General features: G+C 68.3%; 24 protein-coding genes. 23 read left to right on the top strand and 1 reads right to left on the bottom strand.

Features of this window, described 5'->3' with window-relative positions; translation table 11 throughout:
* The first annotated feature begins 6 nt into the window (after positions 1 to 6).
* Positions 7 to 303: an H-NS histone family protein gene (locus U5798_RS11730; RefSeq protein ID WP_262539596.1), complete on the top strand. Its 297-nt coding sequence runs from the start codon at positions 7 to 9 to the stop codon at positions 301 to 303.
* 103 nt (positions 304 to 406) lie between these two features.
* Here the strand turns inward: U5798_RS11730 and U5798_RS11725 are convergent, their stop codons facing one another.
* A complete protein-coding gene (locus U5798_RS11725; RefSeq protein ID WP_124456912.1) occupies positions 407 to 1,471 on the bottom strand; it encodes a glycosyltransferase family 4 protein in 1,065 nt (354 codons plus the stop codon).
* Between the two features lie 663 nt (positions 1,472 to 2,134).
* Between U5798_RS11725 and flhD the strand changes: the two genes are divergently transcribed.
* The 22 genes from flhD to U5798_RS11615 all read left to right on the top strand — a co-directional run bounded on the left by flhD (position 2,135) and on the right by U5798_RS11615 (position 23,985).
* Positions 2,135 to 2,455, top strand: a complete 321-nt coding sequence (gene flhD, locus U5798_RS11720) for a flagellar transcriptional regulator FlhD (protein WP_069746442.1) — start codon at positions 2,135 to 2,137, stop codon at positions 2,453 to 2,455.
* A 93-nt stretch (positions 2,456 to 2,548) separates the two neighbouring features.
* Positions 2,549 to 3,103 (top strand): flagellar transcriptional regulator FlhC, encoded by a 555-nt coding sequence (flhC, locus tag U5798_RS11715; protein WP_011350591.1) that lies wholly within the window; start codon positions 2,549 to 2,551, stop codon positions 3,101 to 3,103.
* 180 nt (positions 3,104 to 3,283) lie between these two features.
* Complete coding sequence (motA, locus tag U5798_RS11710; RefSeq protein ID WP_011350592.1) at positions 3,284 to 4,144, top strand: flagellar motor stator protein MotA; 861 nt, start codon at positions 3,284 to 3,286, stop codon at positions 4,142 to 4,144.
* Between the two features lie 16 nt (positions 4,145 to 4,160).
* Complete coding sequence (gene motB / locus U5798_RS11705) at positions 4,161 to 5,180, top strand: flagellar motor protein MotB (protein ID WP_124456915.1); 1,020 nt, start codon at positions 4,161 to 4,163, stop codon at positions 5,178 to 5,180.
* Positions 5,181 to 5,209: 29 nt separating this feature from the next.
* Positions 5,210 to 5,587 (top strand): response regulator, encoded by a 378-nt coding sequence (locus tag U5798_RS11700; RefSeq protein WP_124456916.1) that lies wholly within the window; start codon positions 5,210 to 5,212, stop codon positions 5,585 to 5,587.
* A 33-nt stretch (positions 5,588 to 5,620) separates the two neighbouring features.
* Positions 5,621 to 7,885, top strand: a complete 2,265-nt coding sequence (cheA, locus tag U5798_RS11695) for a chemotaxis protein CheA (protein ID WP_322082111.1) — start codon at positions 5,621 to 5,623, stop codon at positions 7,883 to 7,885.
* A gap of 47 nt (positions 7,886 to 7,932) precedes the next feature.
* Positions 7,933 to 8,448 (top strand): chemotaxis protein CheW, encoded by a 516-nt coding sequence (gene cheW / locus U5798_RS11690; protein ID WP_124456918.1) that lies wholly within the window; start codon positions 7,933 to 7,935, stop codon positions 8,446 to 8,448.
* A 37-nt stretch (positions 8,449 to 8,485) separates the two neighbouring features.
* The gene (locus U5798_RS11685) at positions 8,486 to 10,450 is read left to right on the top strand and encodes a methyl-accepting chemotaxis protein (protein ID WP_322082110.1); all 1,965 of its coding nucleotides are present in this window, start codon (positions 8,486 to 8,488) and stop codon (positions 10,448 to 10,450) included.
* 3 nt (positions 10,451 to 10,453) lie between these two features.
* The gene (locus U5798_RS11680; RefSeq protein WP_124456920.1) at positions 10,454 to 11,446 is read left to right on the top strand and encodes a CheR family methyltransferase; all 993 of its coding nucleotides are present in this window, start codon (positions 10,454 to 10,456) and stop codon (positions 11,444 to 11,446) included.
* A complete protein-coding gene (gene cheD, locus U5798_RS11675) occupies positions 11,443 to 12,162 on the top strand; it encodes a chemoreceptor glutamine deamidase CheD (protein WP_124456921.1) in 720 nt (239 codons plus the stop codon). The genes U5798_RS11680 and cheD overlap by 4 nt, the downstream gene beginning before the upstream one ends.
* Positions 12,159 to 13,250 (top strand): protein-glutamate methylesterase/protein-glutamine glutaminase, encoded by a 1,092-nt coding sequence (locus tag U5798_RS11670; protein WP_124456922.1) that lies wholly within the window; start codon positions 12,159 to 12,161, stop codon positions 13,248 to 13,250. Before cheD ends, U5798_RS11670 begins: the two co-directional genes overlap by 4 nt.
* Positions 13,251 to 13,317: 67 nt before the next feature.
* The gene (cheY, locus tag U5798_RS11665; RefSeq protein ID WP_026045350.1) at positions 13,318 to 13,713 is read left to right on the top strand and encodes a chemotaxis response regulator CheY; all 396 of its coding nucleotides are present in this window, start codon (positions 13,318 to 13,320) and stop codon (positions 13,711 to 13,713) included.
* 1 nt (position 13,714) lies between these two features.
* Positions 13,715 to 14,446 carry a protein phosphatase CheZ gene (gene cheZ, locus U5798_RS11660; RefSeq protein WP_322082109.1) on the top strand — a complete coding sequence of 244 codons (732 nt, stop codon included), beginning with the start codon at positions 13,715 to 13,717 and terminating at the stop codon, positions 14,444 to 14,446.
* 214 nt (positions 14,447 to 14,660) lie between these two features.
* A complete protein-coding gene (locus U5798_RS11655; protein WP_322082108.1) occupies positions 14,661 to 15,164 on the top strand; it encodes a DUF2844 domain-containing protein in 504 nt (167 codons plus the stop codon).
* A gap of 16 nt (positions 15,165 to 15,180) precedes the next feature.
* Complete coding sequence (locus U5798_RS11650; protein WP_322082107.1) at positions 15,181 to 16,419, top strand: DUF3443 family protein; 1,239 nt, start codon at positions 15,181 to 15,183, stop codon at positions 16,417 to 16,419.
* 172 nt (positions 16,420 to 16,591) lie between these two features.
* The gene (locus tag U5798_RS11645; protein ID WP_124456926.1) at positions 16,592 to 17,089 is read left to right on the top strand and encodes a VOC family protein; all 498 of its coding nucleotides are present in this window, start codon (positions 16,592 to 16,594) and stop codon (positions 17,087 to 17,089) included.
* Between the two features lie 29 nt (positions 17,090 to 17,118).
* Positions 17,119 to 17,391, top strand: a complete 273-nt coding sequence (locus U5798_RS11640; protein WP_124456927.1) for a hypothetical protein — start codon at positions 17,119 to 17,121, stop codon at positions 17,389 to 17,391.
* Between the two features lie 17 nt (positions 17,392 to 17,408).
* A complete protein-coding gene (locus tag U5798_RS11635) occupies positions 17,409 to 17,789 on the top strand; it encodes a DUF805 domain-containing protein (RefSeq protein WP_124456928.1) in 381 nt (126 codons plus the stop codon).
* 329 nt (positions 17,790 to 18,118) lie between these two features.
* Positions 18,119 to 19,318 (top strand): flagellar biosynthesis protein FlhB, encoded by a 1,200-nt coding sequence (gene flhB / locus U5798_RS11630; protein ID WP_322082106.1) that lies wholly within the window; start codon positions 18,119 to 18,121, stop codon positions 19,316 to 19,318.
* Positions 19,315 to 21,417, top strand: coding sequence for a flagellar biosynthesis protein FlhA (flhA, locus tag U5798_RS11625; protein WP_322082105.1), 2,103 nt, complete (start codon positions 19,315 to 19,317; stop codon positions 21,415 to 21,417). Before flhB ends, flhA begins: the two co-directional genes overlap by 4 nt.
* Positions 21,414 to 23,174, top strand: coding sequence for a flagellar biosynthesis protein FlhF (gene flhF, locus U5798_RS11620; RefSeq protein ID WP_322082104.1), 1,761 nt, complete (start codon positions 21,414 to 21,416; stop codon positions 23,172 to 23,174). The genes flhA and flhF overlap by 4 nt, the downstream gene beginning before the upstream one ends.
* Positions 23,167 to 23,985, top strand: coding sequence for a MinD/ParA family protein (locus U5798_RS11615; protein WP_124456932.1), 819 nt, complete (start codon positions 23,167 to 23,169; stop codon positions 23,983 to 23,985). Before flhF ends, U5798_RS11615 begins: the two co-directional genes overlap by 8 nt.
* Positions 23,986 to 24,001: the final 16 nt, after the last annotated feature.

Here is a 24,001-nt window from a genome sequence, read left to right as displayed (position 1 = left end):
CGAAAAATGTCTCAATACGCGAAACTCAAGGCGCAGATCGCGGATCTGCAGGCCCAGGCGGACGACGTGCGCCGCCAGGAAGTGGCGGCGGTCATTGCCGACGTCCAGCGAATGATTGCGGAATACGGCCTGACGGCCCAGGACCTGGGCTTCGCGGAACGCGCACGGCGCGGGCGCCCGCCGAAGAAGGCGCCGCTGCCGCCGAAATACCGCGACCCGAAATCGGGTGCAACCTGGAGCGGGCGCGGCAAGCCGCCGAATTGGATCGTCGGGAAAAACCGCGATCGTTTCCAGATCGAATGACCGGAAGCCAAAAAGAAAGAGCCGCATCGGCGATGCGGCTCTTTTGTTTTACGCGCGGATTTCGGCGCGGATTTTCCCGAATATTTCGGCGTGGATTTCCGTGTCAGGCACCCGCGACCCGGCGCAATACCGGTTGCTTGGTCGCCGCGCAAAGCGATTCGTAAGTTTCGACATAACGCTGCGCCATTGCCTTCGAGCTGAAACGCGTGTCGAAACGCTGGCGGATCGCGGTGCGCGACAGCGTGTCGATCCGGTGCAGCGCACCGACCGCGCCCTGCACGTCCTCGACGATGAAGCCGGTCACGCCGTCCTCGATCACTTCCGGCACCGAGCCGCGGTTGAACGCGACGACCGGCGTGCCGCAGGCCATCGCCTCGATCATCACGAGGCCGAACGGCTCCGGCCAGTCGATCGGGAACAGCAGCGCCTTCGCGCCGGACAGGAACGCGGGCTTCTGCGCCTCGTTGATCTCGCCGATGAACTCGACGTGCGCCTCGCCGAGCAGCGGCTCGATCACTTCCTTGAAATAGTCGGCGTCGGCCTTGTCGACCTTCGCGGCGATCTTCAGCGGCAGCCCGCTTTGCGCGGCGATCCGGATCGCGGTGTCGACGCGCTTTTCGGGACAGATCCGGCCGAGGAACGCGAGGTATTCGGGCTTCACGCCCGGCTGCGGCGTGAGCAGCGTGTCGGGCAGCCCGTGATACACGGTGCCGGCCCACGCGGCCTGCGGCAGCGGCTTGCGCTGGTTGTTCGAGATCGACACGACCGGCGCGTCCGGGAACGCGTCGAACACCGGCTGCAGCTCCGGCAGGTCGAGGCGGCCGTGCAGCGTCGTCACGTACGGCGTGTCGAGGCGCGACATCAGCGGGAACGGCAGGTAGTCGAGGTGGAAGTGCAGCACGTCGAATTCGTGCGCGACCCGGGCGACCTGCTCGAGGAGCCGCATGTGGGGCGCCATCGAATCGCGGATCGACGGGTCGAGCCGCAGTGCGCGCGGCCATGCCGCCTCGAGACGGGCCGACGTGACGGAGTCGCCGCTGGCGAACAGCGTCACGTCGTGGCCGAGTTCGACGAGCGCCTCGGTGAGGTAGGACACGACACGCTCGGTGCCGCCGTAGAGTTTCGGCGGAACGGCTTCGTAAAGCGGCGCGATCTGGGCAATTCGCATGGGTGTTCTCCGGTTTCGATCCGAGGGCGCCATGGCGCCGATATGGATCCCATACAACGTTGCGGAACTCGCCGACGTACGCATTCGGCGGTACGTGGCCGGGCCCTGGACGGGGTGCGCGGGGCGCCGGACGGCAAGCTGGGGGCGGGCCGGCACGTCTCGCGCCGCCGCCCATTGGAGTCCATTATCGATATCGGCCTGCGGGGTTCGAGTGTTTTTTCAAACACTTAAGGCTTGTTACACGATGAAATACGCGAAAACCCCGATAAAAAGGGCACGGATTCGTGAAGCGAGATGACCGCAACTATTGTTGCGCTATCGTGAAAAAGCACTATAATTTTTACCGATCCGATTGTCGGCAGCCCTGCCGGCAAGCCTTCCGCCACCGAGCGGCGGCGATCGGCACCCTCACAGCCGAATTTGCGCTGTCACCCGTTTTCCCGATTACGCCTTTCAATTCGCTTTGTCGGAAAAATTCCTACACGGTTTACAGACAAATCCTGCATGGCATACGCCACTTCGCTGATACCGACATAAATGGCGTTTGGCCAAAATTCGCCCTGTAAGACTATAAACGAGCCGACCGAGCGCCAAGAGCGCTCCGAGCGAGCAAACGTTTTCATAACACGAATGGCCAAAGCAAAGCTCTTTAACGGGGGAATCATGAGCGCTACCAGCGAAATGCTCAGTGAGATCAAAGAGGTCAACCTGTCCTACCTCCTCCTCGCGCAACGCCTGCTGCGGGAAGATAAAGCGATGGGCATGTTCCGCATGGGAATTTCCCAGGAACTCGCCGACGTGCTCGCCAACCTCACGCTCGCACAGACCGTGAAGCTGGCCGCGTCGAACCAGATGCTGTGCCGCTTCCGCTTCGACGATCATGCGCTGCTGTCGTCGCTCGCCGACAAGGGCCGTAGCGACGTCGTCGCGCATGCCCACTCGGCCATCCTGATGGCCGGGCAGCAGGTCGAAAGCGTCCGCTGATCCATCCCGCCTTGCGTTGTGTCCCGGCGTACCGCGCCGGAGGGCAGCGTATTGGCCATCCATCCGAACAACGTCAAGCGGACGGTTATCACCATGGCAAGCAAAAGCGTCGTGATCGAGGTGAAGGAAATCACCCTCGCCATCGAACTGATCGAACTGGGCGCCCGGCTGCAGCTGCTGGAGGCGGAGACGAGCCTGTCGCGGGACCGTCTGATCAAGCTGTACAAGGAACTGAAGGGCGTGTCGCCGCCGAAGGGGATGCTGCCGTTCTCGACCGACTGGTTCATGACGTGGCAGCCGAACATCCACTCGTCGCTGTTCTACAACATCTACCGGTTCATGCAGGACCACGGCCGCTGCGAGCCGATCCAGTCGATCGTGAAGGCGTACCGGCTCTATCAGGAGCACGTGAACCTGTCCGGCGACGAGGCCGCGCTGAGCCTCACGCGGGCGTGGACGCTCGTGCGCTTCTTCGATTCGGGGATGCTGCAGATGACCCCGTGCACGCGCTGCGGCGGCCATTTCGTCGCGCATGCGCATGATCCACATCAAGGTTTCGTGTGCGGCCTGTGCCAGCCGCCGTCGCGCGCGGGCAAGACCCGCAAGGCCGCCGCGGCGCGCGCCGAACTGGCTGCCGCCGCCGCCTGACGCCGGGCCGGACGGGGCCGGGCGGGGTGCAGGCCCGTTGCCGCCGGCCGTGCGAATCGTCCGTGCATTGCTGGTAAACACCGTCGGGCCGCCGCCGGGCGGCCGCGAAAGTTTTCCTGCCGACTGCCGTAAACCTGTTTAACGGCGGTCTTCCCGCCGGTCTTTCGTGAGGGACAGGCAGTGCTGATTATCGTGGGAACACTCGTGACGCTGTTGTCCGTCTTCGGCGGTTATGCGCTGGCAGGCGGGCATCTGGGCGCATTGATCCAGCCCGTCGAGATCCTGATGATCGTGGGCGCGGGCGTGGGCGCGTTCATCCTCGGCAACGGCGGCAAGACCATCAAGGCCACGCTGCGCGTGCTGCCGACGCTCTTCAAGGGTTCGAAGTACACGAAGGACGTCTATATGGAGCTGATGGCGCTGCTTTACGTGCTGCTCGCCAAGGCTCGCAAGGAAGGCACGCTCACGCTCGAGGCCGACATCGACGATCCGGAAAAGAGCCCGATCTTCACGCAATACCCGAAGATCCTCGCCGATCATCACATCGTCGAATTCCTGACCGACTACCTGCGCCTGATGGTGGGCGGCAACATGAACGCGTTCGAGATCGAGAGCCTGATGGACGAGGAGATCGAGACGCACCACGCGGAAGGCGAAGGCCCCGCGCACGCCTTGATGCGCGTCGGCGACGCGATGCCGGCGTTCGGCATCGTCGCGGCCGTGATGGGCGTGGTGCACACGATGGCATCGGCCGACAAGCCGCCCGCGGTGCTCGGCGCGATGATCGCGCAGGCGCTGGTCGGCACGTTCCTCGGGATCCTGCTGTCGTACGGGCTGATCGGGCCGCTCGCGAGCCTCGCGGAGCAGCGCGTCGCCGAGTCGACCAAGATGTTCCAGTGCATCAAGGTGACGATCCTCGCGACGCTGAACGGCTATGCGCCGGCGATTGCGGTCGAGTTCGGCCGCAAGGTGCTGTTCTCGACCGAGCGCCCGTCGTTCTCGGAGCTCGAAGAGCACGTGCGCCGCGTGAAGGCGAAGTGACGCGAAGGAGCGCCCGATGAGCAAGAGCAAGGATCGCGCGATCGTCGTCAAGCGGGTGGCCCCGGCGAAGAAGGGCCACCACGGCGGCGCATGGAAGCTCGCGTACGCGGACTTCATGACCGCGATGATGGCGTTCTTCCTGCTGATGTGGCTGCTGAGCTCGGTCACGCCGGTGCAGCTGAAGGGGATCGCCGAATACTTCAACACGCCGCTGAAGGCCGCGCTGTTCGGCAGCGGCGACCGCAGTTCGCAGGATTCCAGCATCATCAACGCCGGCGGCCGCGACCTGTCGAGCGTCGACGCCGGCACGCTGCGCCGCACCGACGGCACGACGCAGCTCGCCGAACGCCTCTCGAAGATGGGCGACGAGCATTCCCGGTCGCAGGCGCAGGGCGCGCAAGACCGGCTCGAGCAGGCGCGCCTGCACGACCTGCAGATCAAGCTGATGGCCGCGATCGAGGCCAACCCGACGCTGCGCCAGTTCAAGCAGCAGATCCGCATCGACTCGACGCTGATGGGGCTGCGCATCGAGATCGTCGATTCGCAGAAGCGGCCGATGTTCGCGATGTCGAGCGACCGCGTCGAACCGTACATGCGCGACATCCTGCGCGAGATCGGCAAGACGCTGAACGACGTGCCGAACCGGATCATCGTCCAGGGCCACACCGACGCCGTGCCGTACGCAGGCGGCGAGGGCGGCTACAGCAACTGGGAGCTGTCGGCCGACCGCGCGAACGCATCGCGCCGCGAGCTGGTCTCCGGCGGCATGGACGAGGCGAAGGTGCTGCGCGTGCTCGGCCTCGCGTCGACGCAGAACCTGAACAAGGCCGACCCGCTCGATCCGGAAAACCGCCGGATCAGCGTGATCGTGCTGAACCGCAAATCCGAAGAGGCGCTGATGCGCGACGACGCGACGACCACGACGCTGTCGGCCGATGCGGCCGGCTCGAAGCAGCTCGCGCAGCAGCTCGGCGGCGCGGCGCCGGCCGTGCGCCCGGCGCTCGCGGCGTCCGCCGTCGCCGTGCCGAAACCCTGATATCGACAAGACCTGCTTCCGAGACAGACATGATCCGAACCATTCTCGCCATCGACGACTCCGCGACCATGCGCGCCCTGCTGCAGGCGACGCTTGCACAGGCCGGCTATGACGTGACGGTGGCGCCGGACGGCGAAGCCGGCTTCGACATGGCCGCGACCACGCCGTACGACCTGGTGTTGACCGACCAGAACATGCCGCGCAAGAGCGGGCTCGAGGTGATCGCCGCGCTGCGCAAGCTGACCGCGTATGCGGATACGCCGATCCTCGTGCTGACGACCGAGGGCAGCGATGCCTTCAAGGACGCCGCACGCGACGCGGGCGCGACCGGCTGGATCGAGAAACCGATCGACCCGGCCGTGCTGATCGACCTGGTCGCGACGCTGTCCGAGCCGGCTGCCTCCTGACATGAACGCGACGAATTCAACCGGTGACCGGGCATGACTCTCGACATCACTCAGTTCTACCAGACCTTTTTCGACGAAGCGGACGAACTGCTCGCGCAGATGGAGCAGCTGCTGCTGAACCTCGACGTCGACTCGCCCGACCCCGAGGACCTGGCCGCGATCTTCCGCGCCGCGCATTCGATCAAGGGCGGCGCGGCGACGTTCGGCTTCTCCGCGCTGACCGATACGACGCACATCCTCGAATCGCTGCTCGACCGCGCGCGCAACCATGAGCTGACGCTGACCAAGGACATGGTCGACGCGTTCCTCGAGACCAAGGACGTGCTGTCCGACCAGCTCGTGGACTACCGCGCGAGCGCCGAACCGGACGCGGCGGCTGCCGCGACGATCTGCGCGAAGCTCGAACGGCTGAAGGCCGAGAGCGGTGCGGATGCGCCGGCTGCTGCCGCCGCGCCGGCGCCTGCCGCACCGGTCGCCGCTGCCGTTGCCGTTGCTCCGGCCGCCGAACCCGCTGCCGGCGGCGACCGCGCGCCCGATCACGTGGTCGAGCAGGCCGTCGCGGCCGCGCATCCGGCGGGCGACAGCGACGCCGGCGGCCCGCACCTGAAGATCACGCTGGTCGCCGTCGACGCGAAGGACCAGGCGCTGCTCACCGAAGAACTCGGCAACCTCGGCCGGATCGTCGGCCGCGAGGAAGCGGGCGCCGACCTGTCGCTGTGGCTCGAATCCGACGTGCCGTCCGACGACATCGTCGCCGTGTGCTGCTTCGTGATCGACGAAAGCCAGATCCGCGTCGCGCGCGGTACGGCGCCGGCCGCACCGGCCGCGCCGGCTGCCGCGCAGGACATCGCGGCACCGGCTGCCGAACCGGCCGCCGCCGCGCAACCCGCGCGCGTCGAGGTGTTCGCGCCGCAGGCTGCCGCACCGCAGGCCGCGCCGGCACCGGCGCCTGCCGAACCGGCCGCGGCCGCGGCCCCGGCTCCGGCCCAGCCGCCGCAACCCGCGCAGCAACCGCAAGCCGAACACGCGGCGCCGGCCGCCGCGCATCACGACGACAAGCGTGCGCGTCCGGCCGCCGCCGCCGCGTCGGGCGCCGAGGGCAGCTCGATCCGCGTCGGCGTCGAGAAGGTCGACCAGCTGATCAACCTCGTCGGCGAACTCGTGATCACGCAGGCGATGCTCGCGGAGACCGCGAGCGCGTTCGATCCGGCGCTGCACGACCGCCTGTTCAACGGGATGGCGCAGCTCGAGCGCAACGCGCGCGACCTGCAGGAAGCGGTGATGTCGATCCGCATGATGCCGATGGACTACGTGTTCAGCCGCTTCCCGCGCCTCGTGCGCGACCTCGCCGGCAAGCTCGGCAAGCAGGTCGAGCTCGTCACGTTCGGCCAGGCGACCGAGCTCGACAAGAGCCTGATCGAACGGATCATCGATCCGCTCACGCACCTCGTGCGCAACAGCCTCGACCACGGCATCGAAACCGTCGACAAGCGCGTCGCCGCCGGCAAGGATGCGGTCGGCCAACTGGTGCTGTCGGCCGCGCATCACGGCGGCAACATCGTGATCGAGGTGAGCGACGACGGCGCGGGCCTGAACCGCGAGCGGATCCTCGCGAAGGCCGCGAAGCAGGGCATGCAGGTGTCCGACAACATCAGCGACGACGAAGTCTGGCAGTTGATCTTCGCGCCTGGCTTCTCGACCGCCGAGACGGTGACCGACGTGTCGGGCCGCGGCGTCGGGATGGACGTCGTGAAGCGCAACATCCAGTCGATGGGCGGCCACGTCGAGATCACGTCGCTGGCCGGCCGCGGCACGACCACGCGGATCGTGCTGCCGCTCACGCTGGCGATCCTCGACGGGATGTCGGTGAAGGTCGGCAACGAGATCTTCATCCTGCCGCTGAACTTCGTGATGGAGTCGCTGCAGCCGTCGACCGACGACATCTACACGGTCGGCAACGGCGAGCGCGTGGTGCGCGTGCGCGGCGAATACCTGCCGCTGGTCGCGCTGCACGAGGTGTTCTCGGTGGACGACGCGCGCACCGACCCGACGCAGGGGATCGTCACGATCATGGAAACCGAGGGACGCCGCTTCGCGATGCTGATCGACGAGCTGGTCGGCCAGCAGCAGGTGGTCGTGAAGAACCTCGAAACCAACTACCGCAAGGTACACGGCATCTCGGCGGCGACCATCCTCGGCGACGGCAGCGTCGCGCTGATCGTCGACGTCGCGGCACTGAACCGCGAAACCCGTGCGATGCACGGCGCCCGTGCCGGCGCCGAGCTCGCGATGTTCTGACTCTCGCCATCAACCGATTGGGGGCAAACGTGTCTGCTGAAGTCCAAATGATCAATCCGGCCGCGGCGAACGCGGCAACCAGCCGCCGCGACGCGGCGCACGGCGACGCGACGGGCCAGGAATTCCTCGTGTTCACGCTCGGCGACGAGGAATACGGGATCGACATCCTGAAGGTGCAGGAAATTCGCGGCTACGACAGCGTCACGCGCATCGCGAACGCGCCGGAGTTCATCAAGGGCGTGATCAACCTGCGCGGGATCATCGTGCCGATCGTCGACATGCGGATCAAGTTCCATCTCGGCCGCGTCGAGTACGACCACCAGACCGTCGTGATCATCCTGAACGTCGCGCATCGCGTGGTCGGGATGGTGGTCGACGGCGTGTCGGACGTGCTGACGCTGCAGACCGACCAGATCATGCCGGCGCCGGAATTCGGCGCGACGCTGACGACCGAGTACCTGACGGGCCTCGGCACGGTCGACGGCCGGATGCTGATCCTGATGGACATCGAGAAGCTGATGTCGAGCCGTGAAATGGCGCTGATCGAGACGCTCGGCGGGTAAGCGCGCCGCGCGCGCAGCAATTTCGGGAGAATCTGCAATGTTGCATAACTGGTCGATCCGCACGACGCTCACGGCGGTCGGACTCATCCTCGTGTGCCTGGCCGCCGCGGTCGGCGGGCTCGGCCTCTACGCGCTGAATCAAGCGAGCCGCTCGCTCGACGAGATCGCGCACGTCGACCTGCCGGCGATCCACACGCTCGACGACACGGCCGCGCAGCTGCTGCGCTCGCGCGTGGCGCTCGATCGCTTCCGTACGCTGACCGAAGGCGGCAATGCGGCCGACGCGGCGAAGGTGCTCGACCGTGCGCAGGAGCTGTTCACGAAGTCGAACCAGAACTGGCAGGCGTTCCAGTCGACGCCGAAGCTCGGTGTCGAGCAGGCGCTCGTCGACGAGCTCACCGCCCGCTACACGACGATCGTGAAGGAAGGCGTCGAGCCCGAATTCGCGGCGGCGCGCGCGGGCGACATGGCCGCGTACCACGCGATTGCGGACACGAAGATCAGCCCGATGTTCATCGCGTTCGACCAGTCGGCGGCGGCCGTGGTCGCGGCGCTGCAGAAGCGCGCGGAAGAACGCCAGGCCGAGACGCAGTCGCAGATCTCGCTGATGGTCGCACTGATCGCGGCCGGCATCGCGATCGCGTTCGTCGTCGTGATCGCGATCCGCTTCGCGCTGCGCGGACTGATCGTGCAGCCGCTCGAGGACGCGATCGCGCACTTCGAGCGTATCGCCGGCGGCGACCTCACGCAGCCGGTGAACGTGTTCAGCACGAACGAGATCGGCCGCCTGTTCGGCGGCATCAAGCGGATGCAGGACGCCGTCACGACGATGGTGCAGGCCGTGCATCGCGGCACCGAGTCGATCGACGTCGGCGCACGCGAAATCGCGACCGGCAACATCGACCTGTCGCAGCGTACCGAGCAGCAGGCCGCATCGCTGCAGGAAACCGCGTCGAGCATGGAGCAGCTGACGGGCACCGTGCGGCAGAACGCGGAGAACGCGCGGCAGGCGAGCCAGCTCGCGGTGAACGCGTCGGACATCGCGACGCAGGGCGGCGAGGTGGTCGGCCAGGTCGTGTCGACGATGCAGGACATCGCGGCGAGCTCGGGCAAGGTCGTCGACATCATCGGCACGATCGAGGGCATCGCGTTCCAGACCAACATCCTGGCGCTGAACGCGGCGGTCGAAGCCGCGCGTGCGGGCGAACAGGGCCGCGGCTTCGCGGTCGTCGCGGGCGAGGTGCGCTCGCTCGCGCAGCGCAGCGCGAGCGCCGCGAAGGAAATCAAGCAGCTGATCGGCGATTCGGCAGACAAGGTCGAAAGCGGGTCGGCGCTCGTGTCGCGCGCGGGCTCGACGATGGACGAGATCGTGCAGGCCGTGCGCCGCGTGACCGACATCATGGGCGAGATCAGCGCCGCGTCCGACGAGCAGTCGACCGGCATCGAGCAGGTCAACCGCGCGGTCGGCCAGATGGATTCGGTCACGCAGCAGAACGCGGCGCTCGTCGAGCAGGCGGCCGCCGCGGCGGCGTCGCTCGAGGAGCAGACGCGCCAGATGAAGGCGATCGTGTCGGGCTGGCGCGTCGCGGGCGGGATCGTGCTCGCGCCGTCGCGCGGTGCCGCGCGGCCGGTCGCGCATGAACCGGCGGCCGTGCCGGCACTGCCGTCGGAGCCGCGTCACGATGCGGCGCCGGTCGCCGCGCTGCCGGCCCCGCACGCAGCGGCACAGCCGGCGCGCCGCGCCGCGCCGGCAACGCGTGCGGCGGCATCGGGCGCCAGCCACGAACCGAAGCATGCGGCCGATACCGCCGCACGCCCGCAGAAGGAAGCACCGGCGTCCCGCGGCACCGCCGCGGGCGGCTATGGCCCGCGCCTCGCGAAGTCGGCCGCACCGGCGGACAAGCCGGCCGCGAAGCCCGCGCTCGTGCGCCCGGCGCTGAACGGCGAGAAGCCGGCGCTGGCGGCAGCCGGCACGTCCGACGACGACTGGGAGACCTTCTAAACCATGCCGCATGCGCGCGCGCCGTTTCGACCCGATGCACCGGATGCGTCGCCCCGCGCGGGCGAGCCGGGGCGCGACTTCGCGTTCACGGGCGCGGATTTCGCACGCATTCGCGCGCTGATCCATCAACGCGCGGGAATCTCGCTGTCCGAACACAAGCGCGACATGGCGTACAGCCGTCTTGCACGGCGGCTGCGTGCGCGCGGCCTCGACACGTTCCGCGACTACCTCGACCTGCTCGAGCAGGAAGACGATCCGCTCGAGTGGGAAGCGTTCACCAACGCGCTGACGACCAACCTGACCGCGTTCTTCCGCGAGTCGCACCATTTCCCGATCCTGTCAGATTTCGTGAAAGGGCGCCCGGCGCCGGTGTCGGTCTGGTGTTCGGCGGCGTCGACCGGCGAGGAGCCGTATTCGATCGCGATCACGCTGATCGAGGCGCTCGGCGAAACGGCCGCGCGCGGCGCGTCGATCCTCGCGACCGATCTCGACACGCAGGTGCTCGCGAAGGCGGAAGCCGGCATCTATACGTACGACCAGGTCAAGCACCTGTCGCCGGAGCGCCTGAAGCGCTTCTTCCTGAAGGGCACGGGCCCGCAGGCCGGCCGCGTGAAGGTGCGCCCCGAGCTGCGCGCGATGATCCGCTTCGAGCAGCTGAACCTGACGGATGCGGACTACGGGATCGCGAAGCCGTTCGACGCGATCTTCTGCCGCAACGTGATGATCTATTTCGACAAGCCGACGCAGGGGCAGGTGCTGTCGCGCTTCGAGCCGCTCGTGAAGCCGGGCGGGCTGCTGTTCGCCGGCCACTCGGAAAACTTCACGTATGTGACGCAGGCGTTCCGGCTGCGCGGGCAGACGGTGTACGAACTGACCCGCGACGCCGCGCAGGGTGCGCGGCCGCGTGGCGCGCAGGCGAGCGCGGCGGCCCCGATGCCGTCGCCCGTGCGTGCGCGGGCCGGCGTCGCCGCGCCCGCCTATGGAGATCGCGGATGAGCGCACTGCCGATCGCGACCAATCGCTACTTCGACAGCCACTTCGCCCTTCCCGGCGTGAAGCTGCTGCCGAACGAGTTCTACACGACGGGCGAGGACATGGTGCTGATGACCGTGCTCGGCTCGTGCGTCGCCGCGTGCCTGCACGACCCGTACGCGCGGATCGGCGGGATGAACCACTTCATGCTGCCCGACGACGGCGCCGATCCGGGCGCGGCCGCGTCGGAATCGATGCGCTACGGCGCGTATGCGATGGAAGTGCTGATCAACGAGCTGATCAAGGCCGGCGGGCGCCGCGAGCGGATCGAGGCGAAGGTGTTCGGCGGCGCGGCCGTGCTGGCCGGGATGACGACGATCAACATCGGCGATCGCAACGCGGATTTCGTGCGCCGCTACCTCGCGCTCGAACGCATCCGCATCACCGCGGAAGACCTGCAGGGCGTCCACCCGCGCAAGGTCGCGTTCATGCCGAACAGCGGGCGCGCGATGGTGAAGAAGCTGCGGCTGCAGGTGCCGGGCGTCACCGAGCGCGAAGCGGCGCTCGCGCGCGAGGCCGAGCGCGCTCGCCGCGCGCACGTCGAGCTGTTCGCCGCGAAGCGGCCCGCGGCGCCGCAACCGGCGCGCCCGCGCATCGAACTGTTCGGCGCGCGTGGCGCGGCGCCGGCCGGCGCCGGCAGCGTGCGGGCGGCGAACCAATCCAGAAAGCAGGAGGCATGACCGCAGTGCAGAAGATCAAAGTATTGTGCGTCGACGATTCGGCGCTGATCCGCAGCCTGATGACCGAGATCATCAACAGCCAGCCCGACATGACGGTGGTCGCGACCGCGCCCGATCCGCTCGTCGCGCGCGAGCTCATCAAGCAGCACAACCCCGACGTGCTCACGCTCGACGTCGAAATGCCGCGCATGGACGGGCTCGACTTCCTCGAGAAGCTGATGCGCCTGCGGCCGATGCCGGTCGTGATGGTGTCGTCGCTGACCGAGCGCGGCTCGGAAATCACGCTGCGCGCGCTCGAACTCGGCGCGGTGGATTTCGTCACGAAGCCGCGCGTCGGGATTCGCGACGGGATGCTCGACTACGCGGAAAAGCTCGCCGACAAGATCCGCGCGGCCTCGCGCGCGCGCGTGCGCCAGGCGCCGCAGCCGCAGGCCGTCGCGCGTACGGCGGACGGCCCCGCGGCCGCGCCGATGATCAACAACCCGCTCGTCAGTACCGAGAAGCTGATCATCATCGGCGCGTCGACGGGCGGCACCGAGGCGATCCGCGAAGTGCTGACGCCGCTGCCGCCGGATGCGCCGGCCGTGCTGATCGCGCAGCACATGCCGCCGGGCTTCACGAAGTCGTTCGCGCAGCGGCTGAACGGCCTGTGCCGGATCGCGGTGAAGGAAGCCGAGCACGGCGAGCGCGTGCTGCCGGGCCATGCGTATATCGCGCCGGGCCACGCGCACCTGTTGCTTGCGAGAAGCGGGGCGAACTATATTGCGCAACTGTCGGACGAGCCGCCGGTGAACCGGCACCGCCCGTCGGTCGACGTGCTGTTCCGCTCGGCGGCGACGCACGCGGGCAAGAACGCGATCGGCGTGATCCTGACCGGGATGGGCCGCGACGGCGCGGCCGGCCTGCTGGAAATGAAACGCGCGGGCGCACACACGTTCGCGCAGGACGAAGCGAGCTGCATCGTGTTCGGGATGCCGCGCGAGGCGATCGCGCTCGGCGGTGCGGACGAGATCGCGCCGCTCGCCGACATGAGCCGCCGCGTGATGGCGCGCCTGGCGACGATGGGCGACCGCGTGCAGCGCGTTTGAATGGAATGTCACGGGGCGCGTGCCACGATACGCGCCTCGACGGAAACGAATCTGGAAAGGAACGACGATGGACAAGAGCATGAAAATCCTGGTGGTGGACGATTTCCCGACGATGCGCCGGATCGTCCGCAACCTGCTCAAGGAACTGGGCTACACGAACGTCGACGAGGCCGAGGACGGCGCGGCCGGCCTCGCGCGGCTGCGCGGCGGCGGCTTCGACTTCGTGATCTCGGACTGGAACATGCCGAACCTCGACGGCCTCGCGATGCTGAAGGAAATCCGCGCGGACGCGACGCTCACGCACCTGCCGGTGCTGATGGTCACGGCCGAGTCGAAGAAGGAGAACATCATCGCGGCCGCGCAGGCCGGCGCGAGCGGCTACGTCGTGAAGCCGTTCACGGCCGCGACGCTCGACGAGAAGCTGAACAAGATCATCGACAAGATGGCGAAGACCGGGAGCTGACGTGAACGAGCCGATCCATGCGGCGCTCGCCGGCGCGGGGTTCAGCGCCGACAGCCACCCCGAAGGCGTCGATTTCGCGAGCGACCGCATCCTCGCGCGCATCGGCCAGGTCACGCGCGCGCTACGCGATTCGATGCGCGAGCTCGGGCTCGACAAGCATGTCGAGCGCGCGGCGGAGGCCGTGCCCGATGCGCGCGACCGGCTGCGCTACGTCGCGACGATGACCGAGCAGGCCGCCGTGCGCGTGCTGAATGCGATCGAGGTCGCGAAGCCGATGCAGGAGCGCATCCAGAACGAGGCCGAGGCGCTCGACGCGCGCTGGGCGCAGTGGTATGCGGCGCCGATCGAGCACGCGGAAGTGCGCGCGCTGATGGACGACACGCGCACATTCCTGCGCACGCTGCCCGAATCGACGTCGGCGACCAGCGCGCAGCTGCTCGAGATCATGCTCGCGCAGGATTTCCAGGATCTCACCGGGCAGGTGATCAAGAAGATCATGGACATGGTCTACCTGATCGAGCAGCAGCTCCTCACCGTGCTCGTCGAGAACATCGCGCCCGAGCGGCGCGAACAGTTCGCGGCCACCGCGGCCGCGCTCGCGGCCGAGCAGATCAGCGCGACCGGCAGCCCCGAGTCGCTGCTGAACGGCCCGCAGATCGCGCCGGAAGGCAAGTCCGACGTGGTCCAGGACCAGGGGCAGGTCGACGATCTGCTCGCGAGCCTGGGCTTCTGACGCTGCCGCCACGTCCCGTTCCCCTCGTTTCCCCTGACGCGCCGCGCCCTTGCGGCGCGGCGTGATCCTGCGTCAAATTGACACTTCGCCACACTCAGCAGGCATACTACGCGTCAGCAGCAACGTAGCGTCATTCGTACGATTCAAAGGTTGGCAGGCGGCGCGGGCCCGACGGCGGCGCCGCCGGCAACGAAGCCAGTCCCTGGGGGGGAACGTGAAGCTGAAACGCTTGGGCTGGACCGTCGCGCATGCGACGGCTGCAATGGGTGTGCTGTGGGCCGTCCACGCACACGCCGAACTGGGCGGCGCGCCGATGTCGCCGCCCGCGGACGACCAGGCCGCGACCGTGCGCGCGCTGCAGCGCGCCATGCGCTCGGCGGACGGCGTGCAGACGAGCACGGCCGGCTATACCGTCCGCGAGATCACGCTCGGATCGGGCACCGTCATCCACGAATACACGTCGGCCGCCGGCAGCGTGTTCGGCCTCGCGTGGAGCGGGCCGACGATGCCGGATCTCGCGTCGCTGCTCGGCAGCTATTTCCCGCAGTACACCGCAGGCGTCCAGGCGGCCCACAAGGCGCGCGGCTGGCGCGCGCCCGTGGCCGTCGACACGAGCGGCCTCGTGATCCGGACGGGCGGCCACATGGGCGCGTTCTCGGGTCAGGCGTGGCTGCCGGCGGCACTGCCCGCCGGCCTGACCGGCACCGACATCCAGTGACAGCGGGAGAGCGATCTTGAGAATTCCTCGTACATTCAAGCGCTGGCTCGGCGTGCTGGGCCTCGCGGCCGCGACGGCCGTGCTCGTGACCGCCTGCGGCGGCGGCGACGGCGGCAGCGGCAGCAACGGCAACAACTCGGGCAACAACGGCAACAGCGGATCGGACGGCAACAGCGGCAACACGGCCGTCATCACGGTCGGCACCGGCGTCGCGAACGTGATCAACATCCCGACCGTCAGCGTGAAGGTCTGCGTGCCGGGCACGTCGAACTGCCAGGTCGTCAGCAACGTGCTGGTCGATACCGCGTCCTACGGGCTGCGGCTCGTCGGCGGCGCCGTGTCGGGCGTGCTGGGCAACCTGCCGCAGGTGACGAGCGGCGGCGCGCCGGTCGCCGAGTGCGGCAAGTTCGTGTCGAGCTATACGTGGGGATCGGTGCGGACGGTCGACCTGTCGATCGGCACCGAGCAGGCGACCTCGCTGCCCGTGCAGATCATCGGCGACCTCGGCACGACGAACGTGCCGAGCTCGTGCACGAACGGCGGCGCGTCGGCCAACTCCGCGAGCGCGCTCGGCGCGAACGGGATCCTCGGCATCGGGCCGGCACCGTACGACTGCGGCACCACGTGCGCGACGTCGACGTCGACGAACAACAACTACTACGCGTGCCCGAACGGCGACAACGCGAGCTGCACGGTGGCGCTCGTGCCGCTGGCGCAGCAGGTGGCCAACCCGGTTCATCGTTTCGCGAACAACGACGGCGTGAGCGTGCAGATGCCGGCCATCTCGAGCAACGGGCAGTCGAGCGCGACCGGCACGCTGACGTTCGGCCTGCCGAGCATGAGCGGGAAGACGGTGCTGACGTCGACCACGACGGGCGACGTCAGCGCGACGTTCCAGGGGCGCAACGTGACCGCGTTCTTCGATACGGGCTCGAATGCGTACTTCTTCAACGATACGTCGGGCACGTTGCCGGCCTGCCCGAAGAACACGCAGTTCTACTGCCCGTCGTCGACGACCAGCAGTTCGGCGACGCTGACCGGCCAGAACGGCGTGAGCGGCACGGTGACAATGCCGGTCTCGAACGCCGATTCGCTGTTCTCGAACTCGTCGACGTTCGCGTTCAACGACATCGCGGGCCCGTTCGGCTCGTCCAGCTGGCTCGACATCGGCATGCCGCACTTCTACGGCAAGACGATCTACTTCGGGATGGACAAGACCGCGAGCGGCGGCGCGCAGCCGTTCGTTGCGTTCTGACCGCGCGGCGCGGCCGCCGGCACCAACAAAGGGGGCGAGTGATCGCCCCCTTTTTTTATTTGGCCGCTGTGCAAGCGCTACGGACCGGATTTCCGCCACGCGCGGGCGCAGCGCCTACGATGTAAGACCGGCACCGGCACCGGTGCCGGCACGACATCGAGGAGACAACGCCATGAGCCCGCGAATCCAGCGCATCACGCCGTTCCTGTGGTTCGACCGCGACGCCGAGGCGGCGGCCGGCTTCTACGTGTCAGTGTTCGACAACGCGCGCATCGTGCACGTCGCGCGCTACGGCAAGGCCGGCGCGCACGCGTCGGGCAGCGCGGAGGGCGCGGTGATGACCGTCGCGTTCGAGCTCGACGGGCAGGCGTTCGTCGCGCTGAACGGCGGCCCCGTGTTCCAGATCACGCCGGCCGTGTCGTTCGTCGTCAACTGCCGCGACCAGGACGAGATCGATCGTTACTGGGCGCGCCTCTCCGAAGGCGGCGACGAGCGCGCGCAGCAGTGCGGCTGGTTGCGCGACCGCTTCGGCGTGTCGTGGCAGGTCGTGCCGGTGCAGCTGACCGAACTGATGACCGGTGATGCGGCGCGCGCCGAACGCGTGATGGCGCAGGTGATGACGATGAAGAAGCTCGATCTCGCCGCGCTGCAAAGGGCGGCGGCCGGCTAGGCCGGTTGGACCGCTCAATCGAATGCCGCATGCGCGAACCGATTATCGATCATGCCGGATTTCATTCGGATGTAATCAAGGGGTGGATTATCGCGGGCTGTAGTTTCTGTCAGGTCTTCATGATTATTAAAATGACGCGACATGCAAACCCGCGGCGCCGCATTATGCTGCCGCGGCCGTTCCTGCGCCGTATTGGAGGGCATCGGGAATGGGCGAATGCGCCGGCCGGCAAGCGAAAAGAGATGGAATCCGGCGAAATTAAAACATATAATGCCGGCGTTGTTTCCGGGGTGCCAATATAAAACAGGAGGGTAATAAAATGGGTTTTTCCGAAGCCGTTCGTACCGCACTCAATAAATACGCGACATTCGAAGGCCGTGCGCGTCGTGCGGAATACTGGTATTTCACGCTGCTGAGCGTCATTCTCTCGATCGCGGCCCAAGTCATCGGCGCGGGCGGCCGCGACGGCGGCCTGGTCACGCTGCTGCTGCTCGGCATCATCTGCCTGGCTTCGCTGGCGCTGCTCATTCCGGGCATCGCGGTCAGCGTGCGCCGGCTGCACGATACGGGCCGCTCGGGCTGGTTCCTGCTGATCGCGCTGATTCCGGTCGTCGGCGGCATCCTGCTGCTCGTGTGGATGTGCTCGCGCGGCACCGACGGCCCGAACCGCTTCGGCGCCGATCCGATCCCCGCGATCTGACCGACGCCTGCCCCGGCGCGCGACCGTCGCGCCGGGGCCTGAATGCCACGCCTTTCCCTTCCGTCGTTCCTCCGTTTTCCCCGCTTCCCCCGCTTCCCGCTGCCGGCATCCTGCCCGCGGCCGACCCCTCGCCGTCGCGTCGACCGGTACGTTTTTCCGCGTTGCCGCGCCGCGCTCCGCCCCTGCGCCAGCCGCGTTCGCAACGGTTCGCCCGATTCCCCGAAATACCCCCCTTTCCCGGCTTTGCTCGACCGATCGGCGTTTGACGCCTGCATGAATAATCGGTGTCACTGGAAAGCGGCATTCCGCCGTACCCGACTGGAGGCCCCGTGGCAGACGAGAGCGATCTCGACAAGACCGAAGCCGCCACTCCCAGGCGCCGCGAGAAGGCGCGCGAGGAGGGGCAGGTCGCGCGTTCGCGCGAGCTGGCTTCGTTCGCGCTGCTCGCGGCCGGGTTCTACGGTGCATGGCTGCTCGCGGGCCCGTCGGGCGCGCATCTGCAGACGATGCTGCGCGGTGCGTTCACGTTCGATCGCACGATCGCATTCGACACCAACCGGATGCTGTCGGCGGCCGGCAGCGCGAGCCTCGAGGGCCTCACCGCGCTGCTGCCGATCCTCGCGCTCACCGGCGTTGCCGCGCTGCTCGCACCGATGGCGCTGGGCGGCTGGCTGATCTCGCAAAAGACCTTCGAGCTGAAGTTCGACCGCCTGAACCCGATCTCGGGCCTCGGCCGGATCTTCTCGATCCAGGGGCCGATCCAGCTCGGGATGTCGATCGCGAAGACGATCGTCGTCGGCGGGATCGGCGGCGTCGCGATCTGGCGCAGCAAGGACGAGCTGCTCGGCCTCGCGACGCAGCCGCTCGGCGCCGCGCTCCCCGACGCGCTGCACCTGGTCGCCGTGTGCTGCGGCACGACGGTCGCCGGGATGCTGGTGGTCGCCGCGCTCGACGTGCCTTACCAAATCTGGCAGTACAACAAGAAGTTGCGCATGACGAAGGAAGAAGTGAAGCGCGAGCATCGCGAGAACGAAGGCGATCCGCACGTGAAGGGGCGGATTCGCCAGCAGCAGCGCGCGATCGCGCGCCGCCGGATGATGGCGGCCGTGCCGAAGGCCGACGTGGTCGTCACGAACCCGACGCACTTCGCCGTCGCGCTGCAATACACGGACGGCGAGATGCGCGCGCCGAAGGTCGTCGCGAAGGGCGTGAACCTCGTCGCCGCGCGCATCCGCGAACTCGCGGCCGAACACAACGTGCCGCTGCTCGAAGCGCCGCCGCTCGCGCGTGCGCTGTATCACAACGTCGAACTCGAACGCGAGATCCCCGGCTCGCTGTACTCGGCCGTCGCCGAAGTGCTCGCGTGGGTCTACCAGCTCAAGCGCTTCCGTTCGGAAGGCGGCGCGTTCCCGGCGGTGCCGGTCGATCTCGACGTGCCGGCCGAACTCGACAAGGGCACGTCGGTGGCCGCCGACGACGAGCGCGAAGAAGCCGAAGACACGCTCGGCAAGCAAGGAAGCGCAGCATGAGCACCCCGACCACCGGCCTGTTCGCGAAGCGCGCGAACCCGTTCGCAGGCACGAACCTGCGCGCGCTCGCGGGCCCGATCCTCATCTGCATGATCCTGGGGATGATGATCCTGCCGCTGCCGCCGCTGCTGCTGGATCTGCTGTTCACGTTCAACATCGCGCTGTCGGTGATGGTGCTGCTCGTCAGCATGTACACGATGAAGCCGCTCGACTTCGCGGCGTTCCCGAGCGTGCTGCTGTTCTCGACGCTCTTGCGCCTGTCGCTGAACGTCGCGTCGACGCGCGTCGTGCTGCTCGAAGGCCACATCGGGCCGGACGCGGCCGGCCAGGTGATCGAGGCATTCGGCCACTTCCTCGTCGGCGGCAACTTCGCGGTCGGCATCGTCGTGTTCGTGATCCTGATGATCATCAACTTCATGGTGATCACGAAGGGCGCGGGGCGGATCGCCGAAGTGTCCGCGCGCTTCACGCTCGACGCGATGCCCGGCAAGCAGATGGCGATCGACGCCGACCTGAACGCCGGCCTCATCAACGAGGAGCAGGCCCGCAAGCGCCGCCTCGCCGTGTCGCAGGAAGCCGAGTTCTACGGGTCGATGGACGGCGCGTCGAAGTTCGTGCGCGGCGACGCGATCGCCGGCCTGATCATCATGGCGATCAACGTGATCGGCGGGCTGATCGTCGGGATGGTCCAGCACGACATGTCGTTCGCCGCGGCCGGCACGAACTACACGCTGCTGACGATCGGCGACGGCCTCGTCGCGCAGATCCCGTCGCTCGTGATCTCGACCGCGGCCGGCGTGATCGTGTCGCGCGTCGCGACCGACGAGGACATCGGCACGCAGATCACCGGCCAGCTGTTCACGAACCCGCGCGTGCTGACGATCACCGGCGTGATCATCGTGATCATGGGCCTGATCCCCGGCATGCCGCACTTCGCGTTCCTCGGGCTCGGCGGCGGCGCGATCTGGCTGGCCCGCACGCAGATCAAGCGCGCGGCGGCCCGCAAGGCGGCCGGCGACCTGACCGACATCGCGCCGCCCGCCGTGCTGCCGTCCGACAGCCACGAGGCGACCTGGGACGACGTGCAGCTGATCGATCCGCTCGGCCTCGAAGTCGGCTACCGGCTGATCCCGCTCGTCGACAAGGGCAGCGACGGCGAGCTGCTCAAGCGCATCAAGAGCATCCGCAAGAAATTCGCGCAGGAAATCGGCTTCCTGCCGCCGGTGATCCATATCCGCGACAACCTCGAACTGCGGCCGAACGCGTACCGGATCGCGCTGAAGGGCGTCGAGATCGGCGTCGGCGAAGTGTTCCCGGGCCAGTGGCTCGCGATCAACCCGGGCCAGGTGACGGCCGCGCTGCCGGGCGCCGTCACGCAGGATCCCGCGTTCGGCCTGCCGGCCGTGTGGATCGACGTCGCGATGCGCGAGCAGGCGCAGGTGTACGGCTACACGGTGGTCGACGCGAGCACGGTCGTCGCGACGCACCTGAACCATCTCGTCGTCCAGCACGCGGCCGAACTGCTCGGCCGCCAGGAAGTGCAGGCGCTCATCGAGCGCACCGGCAAGGACGCGCCGTCGCTCGTCGAGGACCTCGTGCCGAAGACGATCTCGCTGACGACGTTGCAGAAAGTGCTGCAGAACCTGCTCGAGGAAGGCGTGCCGATCCGCGACATGCGCACGATCCTCGAGGCCGTGTCCGAACACGCGGGCCGCGGCGACGCGTACGAGATCACCGCCGCGGTGCGGCTCTCGCTCGGCCGCGCGATCACGCAGCAGTGGTATCCGGGCGCCGGCGAGATGCAGGTGATGGGCCTCGACGCGAATCTGGAGCGCGTGCTGTCGCAGGCGCTCGCCACCGGCGCGAACCCGGGCCTCGAACCCGGCCTCGCGCACAACCTTCTGACCGGCACGCAGCAAGCGATGCTGCGTCAACAGAATCTCGGGCTGCCGCCCGTGCTGCTCGTGCAGCACGCGCTGCGCGCGATGCTCGCGCGTTTCCTGCGCCGCAGCCTGCCGCAATTGAAAGTGCTGTCGTATGCCGAAGTGCCGGACACACGCACGATCAAAGTCGTTAACGTCATCGGGGGTTCCGCTTGAACATTCGCAAATTCACCGGCGCAACGAGCCGCGACGCACTTCGTCTCGTGCGCGAGGCGCTCGGCGCCGACGCGGTCGTGCTGTCGAACCGCACGCTCGATGACGGCAGCGTCGAAATCGTTGCACTCGCCGATTCGGACCTGGCCGCGGTGACGCCGCCCGCCGCCCGCCCGCGTCTCGCCACGCCGCGCCAGCCGGAATCCGTGCCGGCCGCCGCCGTGCCCGGCATCGTGTCGCGCCCCGGCGCCGCAGCGGTGCGGCCGTCCATCAACCCTTACGCCGCCGGCGAAGGCGGGCTGCCGGACGTGTTCTCGTCCGTGTTCGGCGCGAGTGCCGATGCGGACGACGCGCACGCGTATGCGCCGGCGATCGACGCGGATGCGCCGGTCGCGGCTTCGCCGTCGATCACCGTACCCGCTGCCGGTATGCCCGCCGCCGATACATCGGCCGCTGGCGCGTCCGAACCCGCACCGTGGCTGGTCGAGCACGCGAAGCGCCTGACGCAGCAGCGCGACGCGCTGATCGCTCGCGCGCAGGCGCCGGCCGCGCCGCCCGCGAGCGCGCCCGCGTCGCAGGCCGCCGCGCGCGCGACGCCGCCCGACTGGGCGCGCGACATCGTGCGCGACGCCGAACGCCGGATGCCGGCCGCCGCGACCCGCGCGCCCGACACGAGCGCCGCGCACGCGGCGAAGACGGCCGAGCGCACGCGCCTGTCCGCGGACGCGGCCGCCGCGGTGGCCGATGCGGTGAAGTCGCGCATCGAGCGGATCGTCAACGACACGGTGATGCAGGAGCTCGGCGAACTGCGCGGCATGATGGAAGAGCAGTTCGACAGCCTGAAGTGGCACGACCGCCAGCGTCGCAGCGCCGTGCACGGCGCGCTGACGAAGCACCTGTTCGCGGCCGGTTTCTCCGCGCAACTCGTGCGGATGCTGGTCGACAACCTGCCGTCCGGCGACGGCGCGCAGACCTTCGAACAGGCTGCCGAATGGGCGCAGTCGGTGCTCGCGTCGAACCTGCCCGTGCTCGACAGCGAGGATGCGCTGATGGAGCGCGGCGGCGTGTTCGCGCTGATGGGGCCGACGGGCGTCGGCAAGACGACGACCACCGCGAAGCTGGCGGCGCGCTGCGTGATGCGCTTCGGCGCGAGCAAGGTCGCGCTGCTGACCACCGACAGCTACCGGATCGGCGGCCACGAGCAGCTGCGCATCTTCGGCAAGATCCTCGGCGTGCCGGTGCACGCGGTGAAGGATGCGGGCGATCTCGCGCTCGCGCTGTCCGAGCTGCGCAACAAGCACATCGTGCTGATCGACACGATCGGCATGAGCCAGCGCGACCGCGCGGTGTCCGACCAGATCGCGATGCTGCACGGCGCGAACGCGCCGGTGCAGCGCCTGCTGCTGCTCAACGCGACGAGCCACGGCGACACGCTCAACGAAGTCGTGCAGGCGTATCGCAGCGCGGGCGAGCACCCTGACCTCGCCGGCTGCATCCTCACGAAGCTCGACGAGGCGACTCACCTCGGCGGCGTGCTCGACACGGTGATCCGCTACAAGCTGCCGGTCCACTACGTGTCGACCGGCCAGAAGGTGCCGGAGAACCTGTACGTCGCCTCGACCAAATTCCTGCTGAAGAGCGCGTTCTGTGTGCCGCGCGACGGCTCCCCCTTCGTGCCGCAAGACGAGGACATGCCGACGCTGCTTTCCGCACTGACCGCACGTTCCACCGCCGAGCTGCACGAGGTGCGATTTGGATAAACGGATCATCGACCAGGCTGAAGGGCTGCGGCGCCTGCTGGCCGGGCGCGCGTCGCGCATCGTCGCGGTGACGGGCGGGCCGGCGGGTGTCGGCTGCACGTCCACCGTCGTGAACCTGGCCACGGCGCTTGCGTCGCTCGGCAAGGACGTGCTCGTCGTCGACGAGCGCGCCGACGTGCATTCGGCCAGCGCGACGCTGGCGGGCGCGTGGCTGCGCGACGGCGAACGCACGCGGGTGGCCGCCGGCTTCGGCCTGTGCGCGGCCGCGCGGCTCGCGCGCGCCGGCTACGGCGACGCGCAGCTGAGCGATTTCATCGACGGCCCGGCCGACATCGTGCTGGTCGACGCGCAGCTCGGCGCCGACGGCGCGTTCTCGGCGCTCGCACGCGAGGCGCACGACGTGCTGGTCGTCACGCGCGTCGCCGCGCAGGCGATCACCGAGGCGTACGCGTGCATGAAGCGGCTGCATTTCGCGCACGCGTTCGCGCAGTTCCGCGTGCTGACCAATCACGTCGGCAGCCACGCGGACGCGAAGACGGCGTTCGACAACCTCGCGGGCGTCGCGAGCCGCTACCTGACCGTGTCGATCGCCGACGCGGGCTGCGTGAGCGCCGATCCGCTCGTCGAGCATGCGCGCGAACTGACGCATGCGGTGGTCGACGCGTTCCCGTCGTCGCCGGCCGCGCGCGATTACCGGCAGATTGCCGCCGACCTGCTGTACTGGCCGATGCGCCCGCGTTCGGGTGCGGGGCGCGCGGTCCACGCGGGCGGCAAACCGTCGTACGAGGCGGGCGCGGCACACGCCGCGTGAGCGCCACCGCAAGGAG

The sequence above is a fragment of the Burkholderia sp. BCC1972 genome, assembly GCF_905339605.1.
GTDB lineage: Bacteria > Pseudomonadota > Gammaproteobacteria > Burkholderiales > Burkholderiaceae > Burkholderia.
The sequence above is the reverse complement of the archived record's forward strand: the minus strand, read 5'-3'. Positions and strand labels throughout refer to the sequence as shown.